Consider the following 17,051-nt stretch of genomic DNA (forward strand, 5'->3'; position numbering starts at 1 on the left):
TGTTTCCAAAGGAATACCTATCATATTGGCGTTAATTAACTTCTGGTTAGCCTTTTCGTGGGCGTAACTGTAATTGGTCTCATCGATAGTTCCATCAGGAAAAGTTGTTTTCTGTTTGTTAAGCTGGTAATGAGCCGGGTTGTTATAGAAATAATCAGAAACGGTTTGATTAGAAACACTGTTAAAATAATTCGTTGTTTTACTGTTTAGTAAGTCATATTTTTCGGTATAAATAGAATAAAACTCCCACTTGTATGTATTGTAACCCTCAAATCCGGGAGCTGGTTCCCAATAGCCTCTTTTTTCTAGTCTAAGCCCAAAAATTGGATTATTATAATAATAATCTTTTTGTTTTCCATAAGTATTTAGTGTTTCCTTTTGAATTTGATATGACCCGTTTGAAAAAATATAGTCAGTCTGCTTTACTAAATTTCCCAATCTCCAATTTGAATATGATCTTCTCATTGGCAAAGAGAATAGTGTTCTGCGATACATATGGTCGCTTACATTATAATCTCCCACCTCCATAAGTTGATCAATATTCGTAGCCTTAAATTTATATTCAGATTTAATTTTATCTCCGGTTTTTACATTAACCTGATAAGTGGTAACAGATTCATAAATAATATTATTAGAGAAAATTGAATTGAGGGGAAAAGTAGCTAATCCATAAAGCTTCACAAGAGGAAGATGCGAAATATACTCCTGTTCAACATAAAACGGATAATTTAAACCGATTCCGCTATCCCCATAGTCAAACTCTTTAATAATTTGCGGAGTGTCATCAGTATCTTTATGCGTTATTTTTTTTATTCGTAAACCGCCTGCATAGGACAAATCTTCTCTTTGCCCTCTATAATAAACTTTCAACATTGCTCCAAATTCCGGAGTATATTTCTCATCAGAAAATTGACTGTTCTGTAATGACTGAGGATTTAATTCTGCAGTTATCTTATATGTCTCAAATTTTTTAACAGGAATAGATTCGTTATATGATATAAACCTCGTTTGAAAAGAAGGATCAGTAGACTCAATCTTGAAGTTCCTGTAATATGCCATTCCTTCAGGGTTATATTCATAATCTGGTAGTCCGAAGCTAAAAGAGCTGTCATAACCAAGCTGAATATTATATTCTAGATCTGAATAATAAGGTTCATTTGTATTAAGATCCACATGTTGTTCAGCGTTTACTGCGATCTCGTAAGTAGGGTTAATTTCCATATAGCTGGAAACATTTTCATCCATAAATGCCGATACGGTATTTTTCTCATATTCTAAATTGATACTTCCCCCTGTAGGATAAGTAATTTTTGTTAAACTCCCATATTTCAAATGATCTTCACTTTCCTTCCTCACATTTTTCCCCATCAGATATATTCCAGGATAAAGATCATTGGCCACTCTAAATTGAATTGACGGTAAAAAACCACAATTACTATCTTTTCCATTATAATATCCCCAATGATCCTGAGCAGAAGACATAATATTAGGCATTTGATTTGAAAAATATTCAAATTTATATTCCGATATTTTAGTATTTTGCGGATCACTTTCCAGTATTTTATCAAGTTTTAACCGTTTTGATTGAGTGGTGATATGACTACTGAAAATTCCATTATTTTTTATTTTATTTATAAAGCAATTATCTGTGGTAGTAGGCTGAAAATAAGAAAAAACAAAATCAATTTTTTTTATTGTGTGATTTTTAGAATCAGAAATATTTATATTATCCAGTCGTTTAGCATTATCAATATCCTGTCTTACAGTTAAATGATTGAATTTAATTTTTGTGGTTTCTGATTCAATACGATCAATGTAGAGATCATCATTGGTCTGTAGAGTATAAGATATTTGAGTAGCTGGTAAGCTTTGCTGTTGACAAAGCTGTTGTAACAACTGATTACTATTCCAGTTATAATTAAAAGTACCACATTTATAAGATGTTTCACCCAATACGCTTGCAACAGTACTATTTCCTTTATTTTGGTAATAGAATTGTACAATTTTGTTATCTGTAGTTTTAACTTTTATTAAATGCCAGGTCTTTGCATAAGAAGGCGTAGAATTATTACCTCCCTGAGTGCTGCCATAAGTAATAACAGCAGGTGAATTTTCAAATTCAACAGCTGTGTTCTGATTTGCAGTTTCACTTCCAAAATAAAAAATATTACCCTGAGGATCTGTAACTTCCCATCCACTGATAAACCCACCATTAAGGCTGGCCACTACTTTGTGATCACTTAATGGAATTTGAACAAATTTTTTGCCTAAATCATTTCCGGGAATAGAGCCATCAAACACCACCTTTAAAGAATTACCTAAAAAATTAATTATATACTCATCGGGCTCGTAATCTGTTTCGTCTATAGTAGCAAGTAAATTATTGGCATTTACATCATTATAAAGATCAAAATTATATACTCTGTCCTTTAAATCATCATGAGCAGCCTGTAAAGAGGTAAGATTATCTGGTTCGCCTCTCATGCTTCTAATAACCACACCTGGATTAGTAAGATTCCATCCCAGACCAATTGAACCCGCTCGCTCTCCTACCTTAATTCCAGAAGTATTATAGGAGGCAGATAATGGAAGGGATAATTGACTATTTATTTTTAATGTGTATATGGGCACGGAAATATCTGCTGTTCCGTTATGCAATGAAACAGGTTGGTCAATAAACTTTTGTAAAGATTGCACTTCCGGAGATTGAGGGAAAAATTTTAATTTATCATCTTTCTGAGCAATCACAAAGTGCCAAACAGGCAGCAATAATATAAGTAAGTATTTTTTCATCAGTTTATTTTTTTATCAGTTTAGCATTCGCTGTTTTATTAGTATCCGTCTTTATCGTCACCAGATAAGCTCCCTGAATCAAATTCTGAGTATTAATCTTCGTCACCTTATTCTTAGTTTTCAGACTCTGAAGCTGTCTTCCTCCCATATCATACAACAAAATATCAGCTTCTTTAAAGTTAAAACCGATTTCCACATAAGCATAATCTGAAACAGGATTCGGATAGATCTTGATGTCCTGTTTTTCAATCAGCTGATCAATTTGTTTATCTCCCAGCTTCACGATCTTCCAGTTCTCTTTTCCAAGTTCTTCTGCACTGGTTCCTGCCAGAATAATGGAGCCGTCTCTATTGATCTTAATATCTGAAAGTCTCTCCTCTCTTTGTCTCCCGTCTCCCTTTACGTATTTTCTCCACTGCTCGTTGCCATCGGAATTGAGGTAGAGCATCCAGAAAGTTTCATCATTAGATTCTATTCTTCCTTCTGCCTGGGTATAGCCTCCTAAAAGGATTCCTTTGGTCAGGTCTTGGTTCTTGGCTCTTACATCCTGACTCTGAATAACACTCGTTCCCATCAGAATATCCCTGTTTCCGAAACTGTAGGACTTCTGCCAGATTTCTTCGCCTCTTTCGCTTAGGGAGATCAACCAAAGGTCGGTTCCTTCTTCAATACCTACCGTTTTATTTCCTGATCTTTCGGATCTGGATTCGCCGCCAATTAAATAGCCTGAGGAGGTTAAAGCAAGTGTCCTTAAGTGATCATCACCTTTCCCTCCAAAATTCTTTTCCCATTCGGTTTTGCCATCTTTTGAAATTTTTATTATCCAAAAATCCCCTTCTCCAAAATTTTCGGTTTTCTTTGATCCACCCGTAGTGCTTCTTGAATAGATTCCTAACAAGGCTCCTCCATCTTTGGTAGGAATCATCTTTTCAACTTCATCCAATCCTTTTCCTCCTAAAATAGACTGGGAGAGTTCTTTTCCGTCTTTGTCCAGTTTTATAATCAAAACATCTTTTGAACCGTGGCCTTTAGCTGAATTCTGAACATTTCCGGCTACAAAGAATTCCAGATCAGTTGTTTGGATCACAGATCGTGCTTCTTCATCAGATGCTGACCCTAAAGTTTTCTGCCAGATTTGATCACCAAATTCGCTAAGCCTTATCAACCATAGGTCTGAACCTCCTTTAGACTCGTCTTTCTTATCCAGACCTTTCCCTGAATAAGAAGTTCCCGCCAGAAGAAATCCTCCTTCCTGGGTGGCGATGGAAGCGGAAAGATAGTCATGGTTATTTCCGGAGAAATATTTTTCCCAAACCTCCTGACCCTGTTGGTTTAATTTGACTAAATGGAAATCGTAGCCGTTATTCTGCTTACTGCCTTCAGCCTGAAGCTTATTGCTTTGAATACTGCTTCCCGTGATCAGATACTGCTGATCAATAGTTGTGGTAACCTGGCTTAAAAAATCCTGTGTACTGGATTTAATGTCTTTCTGCCAAACGACTTCCTGAGCATTGCTCAAGACTGTACATATTATAAATGCACTGATGTAGAGTTTTCTCATCTATTGTGTGTATTAGTTGGTATAATTCTGCAAATTTAACGTTTTTTAACATGCCAAAGTCATATGAATGTGATTTAATATCAATTTTATCACTTATTCGTTTTTTTTTCTTTATGCTAAAGCAAATCTACTATTGTAAAGCGACAAATCTCGTCGTATGATTTTATATTATAAAAAAACTTTTTTATGCCTAATTGCCATAAAATGCAATATTACTTAACCCTGTCGAAAAAAAACTCATGGCTGCATGAGTTCAAAACTTAAATAAAAAGTATTTGTAATTGAAAAATCAACTGATCAAAGAAATAGCCATTGAATGTGGCTATGAATATGTTCAGAATTTTACCCGGGCGTACAAAAAAATTGGGAGTATCACCCGGGAAGCTAAGAAACGGATAATAAAAAAACCGCTTAATACATTAAGCGGTTTATATATGTTGTTTTGCTTTGATATTACTTTTTCAGAATTAAGGTGAAAAAGCAATGACAATCAATTAATGATGATGTCCGTGATCATGGATAAAGGGTCCATTCCCTTTAGGGTTGCTGAAGATTACTTCTACACCTTCCTGCTCATTAAGTTCTTTTCTTCTGATATCTTCAGGATCGAAAGGTTTTACTTTTCCGAAATATTCTTTCAGACCTTCAGTTAGCCACATTGGGATTACCAAGCCGAAGAACATGAAGATACACCAGAATCCTACTAAGAACATAATTATAAAGAATACAGTCCATAGGAATTGGTAGAACGGCCAAAATGCTGATAAAATCGTTATCATTCTTTAAAGATTTTAGGCAAAAATAGGACTTTTTTGTGTTGTATACAAAAGATACAAGCCCTATTTTATAATTTATTTTGATTTTAAACTATTAGTGAGCAAGATCTGCGAAGAAATCATTGCCTTTATCGTCTGTAATGATGAATGCCGGGAAATCTTTTACTTCAATTTTTCTTACAGCTTCCATCCCTAATTCAGGGAAATCCACGATATCCACAGATACAATATTGTCTTTGGCAAGGATGGCAGCAGGTCCTCCGATGGACCCCAGATAAAAACCTCCATATTTACCACATGCATTGGTAACATCTTTACTTCTGTTTCCTTTGGCCAGCATGATCATACTTCCGCCGTGGCTCTGGAACTCGTCAACATACACATCCATTCTTCCTGCTGTCGTAGGCCCGAAACTTCCTGAAGCCATTCCTTCCGGAGTTTTTGCAGGTCCTGCATAATAAATCGGGTGGTTTTTGAAATATTCCGGCATCGGTTTTCCGCTGTCAATGATCTCTTTGATCTTTGCGTGGGCAATATCTCTGGCTACGATCAGCGTTCCGTTTAATTTTAATCGGGTTTTGATAGGATATTTAGACAGTTCAGCCAATATTTCCGGCATCGGCTTATTCAAATTGATCTCAACGGCCTCTTCCAGGTGTGGAGGCGTATCCGGTAGAAATCTTTTTGGATCCTGCTCAAGCTGTTCAAGAAAAATGCCCTCTTTTGTAATTTTTCCTTTGATATTTCTGTCTGCAGAACAAGAAACCCCCATTCCTACCGGACAAGATGCGGCGTGACGCGGAAGTCTGATTACCCTTACATCGTGAGTAAGGTATTTTCCTCCAAACTGTGCTCCGATAGCACTTTCCTGGCAGATCTTCTGAACTTTAGCTTCCCATTCAAGGTCTCTGAAGGCCTGTCCCGCTTCGTTTCCTTCCGTCGGAAGATGGTCATAATATTTTGCAGATGCTTTTTTCACGGCAGCAAGATTCGCTTCAGCAGAAGTCCCTCCTATTACAAGAGCCAGGTGATATGGCGGACATGCGGCTGTTCCAAGATCTGAGATTCTTTCTTTTACGAATGCTTCAAGAGACTTTTCGTTTAGCAATGATTTTGTCTTTTGATATAAAAATGTTTTATTGGCAGAACCTCCACCTTTTGTTAAAAACAAAAACTCATAGTAATCTCCTTTTTTAGCATAAATATCAATCTGTGCCGGAAGATTTGATCCTGAATTTTTCTCTTCAAACATCGTCAAAGGAACCACTTGGGAATATCTTAGGTTTCTCTTTTGATAAGTATTGTAAATACCTTTACTCAGGTATTCTCCATCCTCAACTCCTGTGTAGACATTTTCTCCTTTTTTACCCATTACAATAGCCGTCCCGGTATCCTGGCACGAAGGCAGAGCTCCTTCAACAGCAACAGCGGCATTCTGCAACAGATTGTAAGCTACGAATCTGTCGTTATCAGTCGCTTCCGGATCGTCGATGATTCTTCTGAGACTTTCAAGGTGTGAAGAACGGAGCATAAAAGAAACATCAGCCATAGCTTCTTCAGCCAAAAGTTCAAGCCCCTTTGGGTGAATGGTTAAAATTTCCCTGTCCCCTAATTTTTCAACCTTTACATAATCTGATGTCAATTTTTTATACACCGTATCATCTTTCTGGATCGGATACGGATCCTGATATCTAAAATCCATTCAATTTTTGTTTGTGCAAAAATACGTCATCCTTAAAAAACATGAGTAAAATCAGTCATTCATATAGATATTTATAATGGTTATAAATTGCGGGATTCTGCGTTTATGATTAACTTTATAAAAATTTCAATCACAATGAATTACAGAATCGAAAAGGATACTATGGGAGAAGTTCAGGTCCCTGCAGATAAATTTTGGGGAGCACAAACTGAACGTTCAAGAAATAATTTTAAGATCGGACCCGAGGGGTCTATGCCTCACGAAATCATTGAAGCTTTTGCTTATTTAAAGAAAGCAGCAGCCTATACCAATACTGATCTTGGTGTTCTATCTGCAGAAAAAAGAGATATGATCGCTAAAGTATGTGACGAAATTCTTGAAGGTAAACTGAATGATCAGTTTCCGTTGGTGATCTGGCAGACAGGTTCTGGAACGCAGTCGAATATGAATATCAATGAAGTCGTTTCAAACAGAGCCCATGTAAATAATGGAGGAACTTTAGGAGATAAATCTGAAATTCATCCGAATGATGATGTGAATAAATCACAGTCTTCCAATGACACTTATCCCACAGCCATGCATATTGCCGCTTATAAAAAAGTAGTGGAAGTAACTATTCCGGCTGTTGAAAAATTAAAGAATACCCTTTCTGCCAAAGCAGAAGCTTTTAAAGATATTGTAAAAATCGGGAGAACACACCTTATGGATGCTACTCCACTTACGCTTGGACAGGAATTTTCGGGTTATAAAGCTCAGCTTGAATTTGGATTAAGAGCTTTAAAAAATACACTTCCCCATCTTTCTGAACTTGCTTTGGGAGGAACGGCTGTGGGTACAGGACTAAATACACCGAATGGTTATGATGTAAAAGTAGCTGAGTATATCGCCAAATTTACGAATCATCCTTTCGTTACGGCAGAAAATAAATTTGAAGCTTTGGCTGCACATGATGCGATTGTGGAATCTCACGGAGCATTAAAACAGCTGGCTGTTTCTTTATTTAAAATTGCCCAGGATATCAGGCTATTAGCTTCCGGACCACGTTCGGGAATCGGGGAAATTCATATTCCAGAGAACGAACCAGGATCTTCTATTATGCCGGGAAAAGTAAATCCTACCCAAAATGAAGCAATGACCATGGTTTGTGCTCAGGTTCTTGGAAATGATACAACCATATCTTTTGCGGGCACACAAGGGAATTATGAGCTTAATGTTTTCAAACCTGTTATGGCATACAACTTCCTTCAGTCTGCCCAATTGATTGCAGATGCATGTATTTCCTTCAACGATCACTGTGCGGAAGGTATTGAACCCAACCATGAGAGAATTAAAGAACTGGTAGACAAATCATTAATGCTTGTTACGGCTTTAAATACGCATATCGGTTACGAAAATGCTGCGAAGATTGCAAAAACAGCCCACAAAAATGGAACTACTCTAAAAGAAGAAGCTGTAAACCTTGGCTTTTTAACTGCTGAGCAGTTTGACGAATGGGTGAAGCCTGAAAACATGGTAGGAAGCCTTAAATAGGTCTGGGAGATGGAAGGTGGAGACCAGAAGTTCCTGTTCGGCACTAATTTTTAAGCAGCTCTGTTTTTTATATATTAATGATATACAAAAACTAATCCATAAAGAATCTGAAAGAGGTCTTTGGAGGTGCGGTTATTCCACGGTGTCCAACGAATTTGTATCATGTTCAGTACAATGGTTACTATGCATGCTGCAGTACTCCTGCGAACAATCCCTGCCAGGGAATGTGTATGGTGCATGTAGATATGTGTGCAACTCCGACAGAGGAAGATCCTATTTAAATAATTGATGGAAAAGCCGGGAAAATTTTCCCGGCCTTTTTATTCTAAATTAACTGCTGAAGACACTGAAACCTGATCTGCAAAGTACTGTTCGAGATCCCGCAACGTTTCCGGATTGGTCTTTATATCTTTTACAAGCTCTCCTTTATTCACAACAACAATTCTGTTGCAGACCTCTGTGGTATGTGAAAGATCATGACTCGAGATCAGAAAAGTTACGCCGTCCTGCTTTGAAAGTTCTTTAATTAGATTTTTAAGCTTAATTTGGGTAGAAGGATCCAGATTTGCAAAAGGTTCATCAAGGATAATGATCTCCGGATTTCCGATGACAGCTCCTACTATTCCTACTTTTTTCTGATTTCCTTTCGACAGATCACGAACGTATTTTCCTGAATTGAGAATCTCACCATTGAAAAAATCGTGAAACGGCTTTAAAAACTCATCGATTGAAGCCTTATTCTGTCCTCTCAGTTCTCCAATGAAATAAAAGTATTCTTCAGGTGTCAGATAGCCGATCAGGAAAGTATCATCTACAAAAGCAGATACTTTATTTTTCCAGGCTTCAGATTCATTCACTTTGATATCTTCGATGCTTACAAATCCTGTGGTAGGCTGGATCAAATCAAGCATAAGACTGAAAAGCGTAGTTTTTCCGGCTCCATTATTTCCTACCAGCCCAAAAGTTTCACCATTAGGAATTTCAAGATGTTCAATATTAAGAACTGTGGCAGTTCCGTAGGTCTTTGATAAGTTATTGATAGTAATCATAGTTAGTCTTTGTTTTTAAATGCGTCCAGCGTGCTGTATTTTTCGCGTTTATATTGTTTGACGATGATATCGAATATTTTTTCTCTGAGGAAAAATCCTAAAAGTCCAAAAACGGCAATGCTTACAACTCCGGCTGTAATTCCAAAGAAATATTTTGACAAGGCAAAAACTCCCATTGGAAGTAACATTTTCGGAATCAATAAGAGCATGGATTTCAGATTAAAGCTGTTTTTCTGTCCAATTCTTTTTTCTTTTGAATTCAGATCGATCTGGGTTTTATTAAATGCTCCTGACCAAAGGGTAAGTTGGGAATTCACTCCGATATTATAAAGTCCTGCTGCAAAAAAAGTGACATACAGCTCCCAGCCGAAATAGACGTAAAATAATGCAATGATGATTGAAGCTGCCGTCATAATATTCATTAACCACCATTTTGCTTTGAGATATTCTTTGTAGGGAACATTCAGCGTCATCATCAATGGATAGTAAGAACTGTCGAATGCAGGAACCCGCTGCCCGAAAAGAAACTGAAAGCCTCCGGTTACAAACAGCCCCATAAACATCATCATGGCAGGTGTTTTATAAATCGTAGACGTAAACATCAGTAATCCGTAAAAAAGAAAGAAAAAGCTTCCGATCAGAATACCTTTTGTTACCTTATTACGTCTCAGCATTTTAATATCATTATTAATAAAGGTTCCGATAACTCCATATTTATTTAGAAAAGCAATATTTTCCGTTTTTCCAAACTGTTTTTTAGCTTCTAGTCCCTGATCCAAATAAAATTCTTTACGAACATACCTAAAACATATTCGCCATAAGCTAAAAAACAGGACTATGGGAATTATAATAAAATAAGGGTTATGATAAAAAGCATATACCCATTTTTCTGAGTAAGAAAGTACAGGAACGATATTATAATACCCAAGACCCGCAACCACAGCAAATAGAAGCCCTATGAAAATGGCTACTGCTTCCTTATCATTAAACAGAATATTGATGAAATTATTAAGATAAAACAAAAAAGAAATCCCGATCAACCAAGCCAGAATGCCGAAAACACTATATCCGTTGAACATGGCAATGACGGAAAATGTGATAAAGAATAAAGAATTCAGCCAGCTTAATGCCGAAAGAAACGTTTTCACAAGCATATAATTGACCAGCGTATTTTTGGGAATATTCTGAGTCAAGAACGGTTTGATATTCTGAGTCGACATTTCCTGCCAGATGTATTTCAAAATGAGGTCCAGTGCCCATGCAGCCACTAAAAATTTTGAAACCATTTTTAAAGGATCCTGATGCATTTCATCCCGTACATAGAAGAATACCGCAAATGCACCTCCTGCCAGACATGCCATAAAATAGAGGATTCCTATAAAACGAAGGATCTTCATGGTAAGATTCACGCCTACAGAAGTACCACGGAAAAAGCTTTTGATTTCGAGCCTGAGGAACTTTAGAAACATATTTAGTTTTTTACATTAGTCAGTATAATGTAAAATATGTTACAGTTTTTTTAACCAATAAGTTCTTTTGCCTGTGCCAGTGCGGCCTCGGTAATTTTGCTTCCGGAAAGAAGCTGGGCGATCTCGTTCAGTTTTTCCTCGTCGTTCAGAGGAATGATCGTTGACTGTGTTTTACCGGAAATATCACGTTTGACTACTTTATAGTTATTATTTCCTTTGGCCGCAACCTGTGCCAAGTGGGAAATAACGATAAGCTGCATATCGGTGGCCATTTCCCGCATCAGGTTTCCAATCTCTTCTGCCACTTTCCCGGAAACTCCGGTATCAATTTCATCCAGAATCAAGGTAGGAAGCTCGTCACTTTCGGCAATGATTTTTTTCACCGCAAGCATAACCCTTGATCTTTCACCGCCGGAAATAGCAGTCTGGATTGGCTTTAACGGAAAGCCTGAGTTAGCCTGAAACAACAACTGTATATTTTCTTTTCCGAATGCATTAAAGTCAGATGCATCCTGAAGTTCAATATCAACTCTGGCTTTTTCAAGGCCTAATTTTTTAAGAAGGCTTTCTGCTTTTTTGATAAAGACAGGAATAGATTTCTTTCTGTTTTTTGAAAGTTTTTCCGCCAGAGACTGTAGTGTTTTTTCTTTTTCGGAAATATTTTTTCCGATCTCAGCAATATAATCTTCGAGTTCTGAAGCACCTTTCTGCTCCCCAGCAAGCTGGTCTCGGAGCTCTTTCAGTTCCTTGATATCAGAAACATTATGTTTTAAAAACTGGGCATTGATTTTATTATTAAGCTCAACAAGAACCGTAAGATTGGCTGGATTGATTTCGATTCTTTCCGATTCATTTTCAAGCTCGGAAATAATATCTTTCAATTCCACAAAGGAAGTTTCCAGTCTTTCATCAAGTTCTGAAAAGCTGTTTGAAACTTCAGAAATTCTTGACAGTTTACTTTTAGCTTCGTTGAAGAAAGAAAGAATTCCGACTTCTTCCTGATGAAATCTTGAAAGGATCTGTACCAGGTTTTCGGAGATCATCTCAGCATTCTCCTGGATGGAAAGCTGATCCTGCAGATCTTCATAATCTACATCATCCAGTTTCAGTTCCTCCAGTTCGTTTAAGAGAAATTCTTTATAATCACTTTCTTTTCTGTTTTCGGAAAGCTGGGTCTGAAATTTTCTAAGCTGTATTTTTAAACTCTGAAAGTCAGAAAATTCATTCTGATAATTTTCAATAGTTTTTTTATTTTCAGAAAAACCGTCAATAATTTTAAACTGGTATTCAGAGGTAAAAAGGTTTGAGGTTTCAAACTGTGAATGGATATCAATCAGTTTGGAAGATAATTCTTTGAGCACATCAAGGGTTACCGGGACATCGTTAATGAATGCCCTGGATTTTCCGGAGGGAAGGATTTCCCGTCTGATGATGGTCTGATGTTCATAATCAAGATCATTTTCAATAAAGAACTTTTTGAACTGGTTATTCAGGTCAAATTCAGTTTCTACAATGCTCTTCTCTTCGGATTTAGAAATAGATTTAGCTTCCGCCCTTTCGCCGAGGATCAATCTTAAGGCTCCTAAAATAATGGATTTTCCTGCTCCGGTTTCTCCGGTGATTACCTGCAGACCGTTATTCAATGATACTTCAAGAGTATCAATCAAAGCAAAATTTTTAATGTAAATTCTCGAAAGCATGGATAATAGCTGATTACTTTAGGTAATGCAAATATAGAATATAGAATTAAGTATTCAATGACTTAAAGTAAAGGATCTTTATTTCCACTTATTCCATTTGTTCTCCGAATTTTTTGGAGAAAGGGTCATCATTAGCTGCTTAAGGTCATTCATGACAATGCCTCCATTGTTTCCGGAATTGAAAACATTAAAGATCTCATCACTTTTGTTATCCAGAAACAGATTGAAGTAATAAGACTGCTGGAAAGAGTTTTCATATCTTTTAAGCTGTAAAAGGGCATCAAAGATGACTTTTTTCGCGGCTGTCTGATCCTGGTTGAATAAATTATCCAAACCTGCTCTATGATAGGTATACATCGTAGAACGCAACTGGCTCCAGTTCGGGTTGATGATCTCATTAATCAGTATCGTGCGGCTTCGTGGCTCGTTGATAACATTCCATCCTTCATAGTTTCTGTTCTGGGAATTCTGGGCAATCTGCTGAGCTTTTGAGAACCATGGTGTTCCTCCCATAGACTGGAAGCTGTCTGCATCATAGCCTAAGATCACGTACACATAAAAGCTGATCACATCAATAAGATTCTTACCTGAGAACTGTCTTTCATTGAATACAAGATTTTCATTTTCCACATATTCAAAGGCAAATCTCTGGTCCTGAAGGTTAATCAGCGGAGACTCATAGCTGGTACTGAATACGGGCCGCACAGCCTGGATCACAATACTTCCTTTGAACCGGTTTCCGTCTCTTTCAGCAATAACAACGGCAAAATTACATTTGATCTTTTCGAAATTCTGAAGTTTTTTCCCTGTCCAGCTGGTATTATTGATAAAGTCTCTGAGACTTTTCTCCAGCGCTTTATAGGCCTGCTGGTTACTTCCTCCCAGCTGCTGGGAGTTGATCTGTACAGTTGCAAGCAATTCCTGGGAAAAACTCAGGTTATATATAAAAAGCAGCAAAAATAGGCTTATGATTTTTTTCATTATCTATTAAAAATTGAGAACGGAAATTTATTAAAATTATTTTAAAAGTTGAGCCTCAACAAAATCCAGAATATCCGCAGCTACTTCGTCCTTAGATTTGAGATTAAATTCCTTTTTCTCTGTTTTGGTGAATATTTTGATTTTATTGGTGTCATTCTTAAAGCCGGCTCCTTCGTCACGGAGTGAGTTCAGCACGATCATATCGAGGTTTTTCTTTTCCAGCTTTCCTTTGGCATTTTCTTCTTCATTCTGTGTTTCCAGCGCAAAACCTACCAAAAACTGATGGGTTTTCTTTTCGCCCATTGTTTTAAGGATATCGGGATTTTTAACCAATTCGATGGTTAAATTATCATCATTTTTTTTAATTTTCTCCTTTGCCACTTCTTTTGGAGCATAATCTGCCACTGCAGCACTCGCAATACCAATATCCACGCGGTCATAAAATTCAAAAACTTTATTCAGCATTTCTTTGGCAGAGGTTACTTTATGAAGCTGGATATTTTTATCTTCTGTCTTTTGTGAACTTGGCCCTGATATCAGAATAACTTTCGCTCCTCTTTTTGAGGCTTCTTCAGCAAGAGAAAAGCCCATTTTGCCTGAGGAGTGATTACCTATAAATCTTACAGGATCGATAGCTTCGTAGGTAGGCCCGGCCGTGATCAGTACTGTTTTTCCTTCTAAGCTTTTGGTCTGATTTCCGGAAGTAAAGAAATTATCAACAGTCCTAAAAATAGTCTCAGGTTCTGCCATTCTTCCCTGCCCAATTAAGCCACTGGCAAGTTCACCAGTTTCTGCAGGTATAATGATATGTCCGTAATCTTCTGCGAGCTCAATATTCTGTTTGGTAGAAGGGTGTGCATACATATCGAGATCCATTGCCGGGGCAATGAATACAGGACATTTGGCGGACATATAAGTAGCGATCACCAGGTTGTCACACATTCCGTGGATCATCTTGGCTAATGTATTGGCTGTGCATGGAGCAACGATCATTAGATCTGCCCACAAAGCCATTTCTACATGGCTGTTCCAGGTACCGTTATCACCATAAAAATCTGAATACACAGGTTTTTTGGAAAGAGTTGAAAAACTTAGTTTCGTTACGAACTGCTCTGCATCGGGTGTCATAATTACCTGAACTTCAGCTCCTTTTTTTACAAAATCCCGGATCAGGAAATGAATTTTATAAGCCGCAATTCCTCCAGAAACAGCGATAAGTATCTTTTTACCGGAAACACTCATTTAGTTTTAATTTTTGAACTCCTAAATTACTTATTTTTTCGCACAAAGACAGGTATAAACAGACAAAGGTCATAAAAGAACTGAATTCCCTTATGACCTCCATATATAAAAAACACAAATGATTATTTTCTGTCTTCTGTCTTTCTGAAATAGATATCTTCATTCAGCCATTCTTCAATAGCAATAGAAGTAGGCTTAGGAAGTTTCTCGTAATGTTTAGAGATTTCAATCTGTTCTCTGTTTTCGAAAACCTCTTCCAATGTAGAATTGTGCACCGCAAATTCGTCCAGTTTATTGTGAAGTTCTGTACGGATTTCTGCGTTGATCTGCTCTGCTCTCTTTCCCATGATAACAATAGCTTCATAGATTGAACCTACTTTATCTTCAATCTTGTCTTTATCGTAAGTAATAGTATTTACTTCTGCTTTTGTATCTTTTACGCTCATTTTGAGAAATTTATTTTATTAATAAGATGGCAAATTTACGAATTATCTTTGGATTTTGAAAGTCGCTGCCGGAGGAGGGGTCTGAAGCGCTGCACTATCCCTCTGGATCTGCATTGCTTTCTTTTCATTGTTGATCTGATCTTTGATCTGCTGTTCAGCTTTACTTTTTTCTGCTATTTTATCAGCCTCCTTTTTCTGTCTTGCTGTTAATACTGCAATTCTTGCTTCTGTCTGTTTCTTAACGACAGCAAAGTTTTCTTTTTCTTTTGTCAGTTTCGCTCTAAGGTCTGTTGCTGTTTTAGAATATTCCGTATTCGGAAGTTCTTTTTCTACCAGCTTTGTATAAGCAAGAGCACTTTCTATACGCTCATCTTTAAGGTCATATACAGACTTTACGGCCAGTTCATAACGTGATTTCATGATGTAATCATAGATCTTCGGACGAAGTTTGGTACTTGGGAAATCTTCCAGTACGTTTTCAAAAGCTACGTTAGCGGCTTTGTACTCACCCATTTTGAAGTACTGCCTTGCATTTTCATATGCTTTGAATTCTAATTTATAAGACAGTTCATCAATTAACTGGCTGATATTTTTAGATCTTTCAGAGTTTGGATAGTTGGTCAGGAAATCCTGAAGCTCATTAATCGCTGTTTCTGTAGTAGACTGGTCCAGGTTATAATCCATAGAACCCTCATAGTAGCATAAGGCAGACATATAGGCCGCTTCTTCTGCTCTTGGATCTTTAGGGAAGTTTACCGCAAAGTTTTTAAACTGATGCCCTGCCAGTTTATAGTTTTTGTCATAATAATTCGCATAAGCAGTATTAAAACCTACATTAGGAAAGTCATCTGTCCCCGCTACAAGGTTAGCAAGCCTGTCATATAATGCCAATGCATTTTTCCACTTCTTTTTGGCAAAATTATCATTAGCTGCCTTTAAGATAAAATTCTTGTCAGCACTCTTCATTGCTTTTTCCTGCTGGCTTACGCATGAGGAAAGAACCGCCACCGCAAAAAGACCTAAAATATATTTTTTCATATAAAAAATTCAACAGTTTTCGGATGATACAGCCGATTTACTAATTTGCAAAAATATAACTTTTTTGTCAATAGATTTTTTTTTATGAATATTTAACGTAAATTTAGTCTGCAGCGTAACCCAAAATTGCAAAAACGCTGACTAAAAGATTCATTCTTACTTTTTTCTCTGCTTCTTTGGTATATGCTTCTTCATTTTTGCTCGGTACATACAGCTCATAAAAGTTTTTGTTCCTGATGACAAACAATGTGGAGCCAATGATCATGGTAAGGATATCTTCAGGCTTTGGTGTAAAAGTAAATACTCCTGAAGCAACTCCTTTTTTGATGACATCATCCAGTTTCTTCACAAACAGCTGGTAAAAATCCAGCAGCTCATCTTTTAAATTTTCGGTATGTCTGAGCTCCTGTGTCACAAACCCGTGGAAATAATTGTACTTGAATAGTTGGGAAACAATGTATTTAATGATCTCTCTAAGCTGCATTTCCGGCTTGCCATCCTTAATGGTATCTGCAAATTCGGAAAAATTCTCTCTGGTTTTCAGTACGCGGTACTGATAGAGATAGGACATCATTTTTTCTTTGGAACCGAAGTAATAGGAAATCATGGCCACATTAATGTTGGCCTTAGAACAGATATCCCTTACAGAAGTTCCTTCATAACCCTTTTTGGCAATAAGCTCTTCAGCAATGTCCAAAATATGGATCTGTTTTTCTGTAAATTTTTTTCTCATGAAGTGCACTTTGAGTAAAGTTAAGAAATTT

13 protein-coding genes are annotated in these 17,051 nt (G+C 37.0%); 1 reads left to right on the top strand and 12 read right to left on the bottom strand.

Translation table 11 applies throughout. The annotated features are described in order from the left end of the window. The 4 genes from DRF60_RS19235 to DRF60_RS19255 form a co-directional block, all read right to left on the bottom strand. Window positions 1–2,793 (bottom strand): hypothetical protein (locus DRF60_RS19235; protein WP_133297254.1); only part of this gene is annotated, 2,793 nt, incomplete at its 3' end. A 4-nt stretch (window positions 2,794–2,797) separates the two neighbouring features. Further along, window positions 2,798–4,354: a T9SS type A sorting domain-containing protein gene (locus tag DRF60_RS19240; RefSeq protein ID WP_116014599.1), complete on the bottom strand. Its 1,557-nt coding sequence runs from the start codon at window positions 4,352–4,354 to the stop codon at window positions 2,798–2,800. Between the two features lie 494 nt (window positions 4,355–4,848). After that, window positions 4,849–5,133: a hypothetical protein gene (locus DRF60_RS19250; protein ID WP_173426468.1), complete on the bottom strand. Its 285-nt coding sequence runs from the start codon at window positions 5,131–5,133 to the stop codon at window positions 4,849–4,851. 91 nt (window positions 5,134–5,224) lie between these two features. Continuing rightward, window positions 5,225–6,832: a fumarate hydratase gene (locus DRF60_RS19255; protein WP_116014603.1), complete on the bottom strand. Its 1,608-nt coding sequence runs from the start codon at window positions 6,830–6,832 to the stop codon at window positions 5,225–5,227. Window positions 6,833–6,967: 135 nt separating this feature from the next. Between DRF60_RS19255 and fumC the strand changes: the two genes are divergently transcribed. Further along, a complete protein-coding gene (gene fumC, locus DRF60_RS19260; protein WP_116014605.1) occupies window positions 6,968–8,362 on the top strand; it encodes a class II fumarate hydratase in 1,395 nt (464 codons plus the stop codon). A gap of 320 nt (window positions 8,363–8,682) precedes the next feature. Here the strand turns inward: fumC and DRF60_RS19265 are convergent, their stop codons facing one another. The 8 genes from DRF60_RS19265 to DRF60_RS19300 form a co-directional block, all read right to left on the bottom strand. Continuing rightward, window positions 8,683–9,411 carry an ABC transporter ATP-binding protein gene (locus tag DRF60_RS19265; protein WP_116014608.1) on the bottom strand — a complete coding sequence of 243 codons (729 nt, stop codon included), beginning with the start codon at window positions 9,409–9,411 and terminating at the stop codon, window positions 8,683–8,685. A gap of 2 nt (window positions 9,412–9,413) precedes the next feature. Continuing rightward, window positions 9,414–10,880: a DUF5687 family protein gene (locus tag DRF60_RS19270; RefSeq protein ID WP_116014610.1), complete on the bottom strand. Its 1,467-nt coding sequence runs from the start codon at window positions 10,878–10,880 to the stop codon at window positions 9,414–9,416. Window positions 10,881–10,930: 50 nt separating this feature from the next. Then, window positions 10,931–12,580 (bottom strand): DNA repair protein RecN, encoded by a 1,650-nt coding sequence (locus DRF60_RS19275; RefSeq protein ID WP_116014612.1) that lies wholly within the window; start codon window positions 12,578–12,580, stop codon window positions 10,931–10,933. A gap of 78 nt (window positions 12,581–12,658) precedes the next feature. Further along, on the bottom strand, window positions 12,659–13,561 hold the full coding sequence (gene porD / locus DRF60_RS19280) for a type IX secretion system protein PorD (protein WP_116014615.1): 903 nt from the start codon (window positions 13,559–13,561) through the stop codon (window positions 12,659–12,661). Window positions 13,562–13,597: 36 nt separating this feature from the next. Beyond that, window positions 13,598–14,803, bottom strand: a complete 1,206-nt coding sequence (coaBC, locus tag DRF60_RS19285; protein ID WP_116014618.1) for a bifunctional phosphopantothenoylcysteine decarboxylase/phosphopantothenate--cysteine ligase CoaBC — start codon at window positions 14,801–14,803, stop codon at window positions 13,598–13,600. A gap of 122 nt (window positions 14,804–14,925) precedes the next feature. After that, complete coding sequence (locus tag DRF60_RS19290; protein ID WP_027372958.1) at window positions 14,926–15,249, bottom strand: DNA-directed RNA polymerase subunit omega; 324 nt, start codon at window positions 15,247–15,249, stop codon at window positions 14,926–14,928. Between the two features lie 42 nt (window positions 15,250–15,291). Further along, entirely contained in the window at window positions 15,292–16,287 is a 996-nt protein-coding gene (locus tag DRF60_RS19295; protein ID WP_116014620.1) for an outer membrane protein assembly factor BamD, read from the bottom strand. Window positions 16,288–16,390: 103 nt separating this feature from the next. Then, window positions 16,391–17,020 (bottom strand): TetR/AcrR family transcriptional regulator, encoded by a 630-nt coding sequence (locus DRF60_RS19300; protein ID WP_073328854.1) that lies wholly within the window; start codon window positions 17,018–17,020, stop codon window positions 16,391–16,393. Window positions 17,021–17,051: the final 31 nt, after the last annotated feature.

Origin of the sequence: Chryseobacterium elymi (genome assembly GCF_003385495.1) — a bacterium.
GTDB classification, from domain to species: Bacteria; Bacteroidota; Bacteroidia; order Flavobacteriales; family Weeksellaceae; genus Chryseobacterium; species Chryseobacterium elymi.

Bases quoted from the DNA above. Each gene is read 5' to 3' on its own strand.
- DRF60_RS19240 (WP_116014599.1), bottom strand. From the start codon at position 4,354: ATGAGAAAACTCTACATCAGTGCATTTATAATATGTACAGTCTTGAGC.
- DRF60_RS19250 (WP_173426468.1), bottom strand. From the start codon at position 5,133: ATGATAACGATTTTATCAGCATTTTGGCCGTTCTACCAATTCCTATGG.
- DRF60_RS19255 (WP_116014603.1), bottom strand. From the start codon at position 6,832: ATGGATTTTAGATATCAGGATCCGTATCCGATCCAGAAAGATGATACG.
- fumC (WP_116014605.1), top strand. From the start codon at position 6,968: ATGAATTACAGAATCGAAAAGGATACTATGGGAGAAGTTCAGGTCCCT.
- DRF60_RS19265 (WP_116014608.1), bottom strand. From the start codon at position 9,411: ATGATTACTATCAATAACTTATCAAAGACCTACGGAACTGCCACAGTT.
- DRF60_RS19270 (WP_116014610.1), bottom strand. From the start codon at position 10,880: ATGTTTCTAAAGTTCCTCAGGCTCGAAATCAAAAGCTTTTTCCGTGGT.
- DRF60_RS19275 (WP_116014612.1), bottom strand. From the start codon at position 12,580: ATGCTTTCGAGAATTTACATTAAAAATTTTGCTTTGATTGATACTCTT.
- porD (WP_116014615.1), bottom strand. From the start codon at position 13,561: ATGAAAAAAATCATAAGCCTATTTTTGCTGCTTTTTATATATAACCTG.
- coaBC (WP_116014618.1), bottom strand. From the start codon at position 14,803: ATGAGTGTTTCCGGTAAAAAGATACTTATCGCTGTTTCTGGAGGAATT.
- DRF60_RS19290 (WP_027372958.1), bottom strand. From the start codon at position 15,249: ATGAGCGTAAAAGATACAAAAGCAGAAGTAAATACTATTACTTACGAT.
- DRF60_RS19295 (WP_116014620.1), bottom strand. From the start codon at position 16,287: ATGAAAAAATATATTTTAGGTCTTTTTGCGGTGGCGGTTCTTTCCTCA.
- DRF60_RS19300 (WP_073328854.1), bottom strand. From the start codon at position 17,020: ATGAGAAAAAAATTTACAGAAAAACAGATCCATATTTTGGACATTGCT.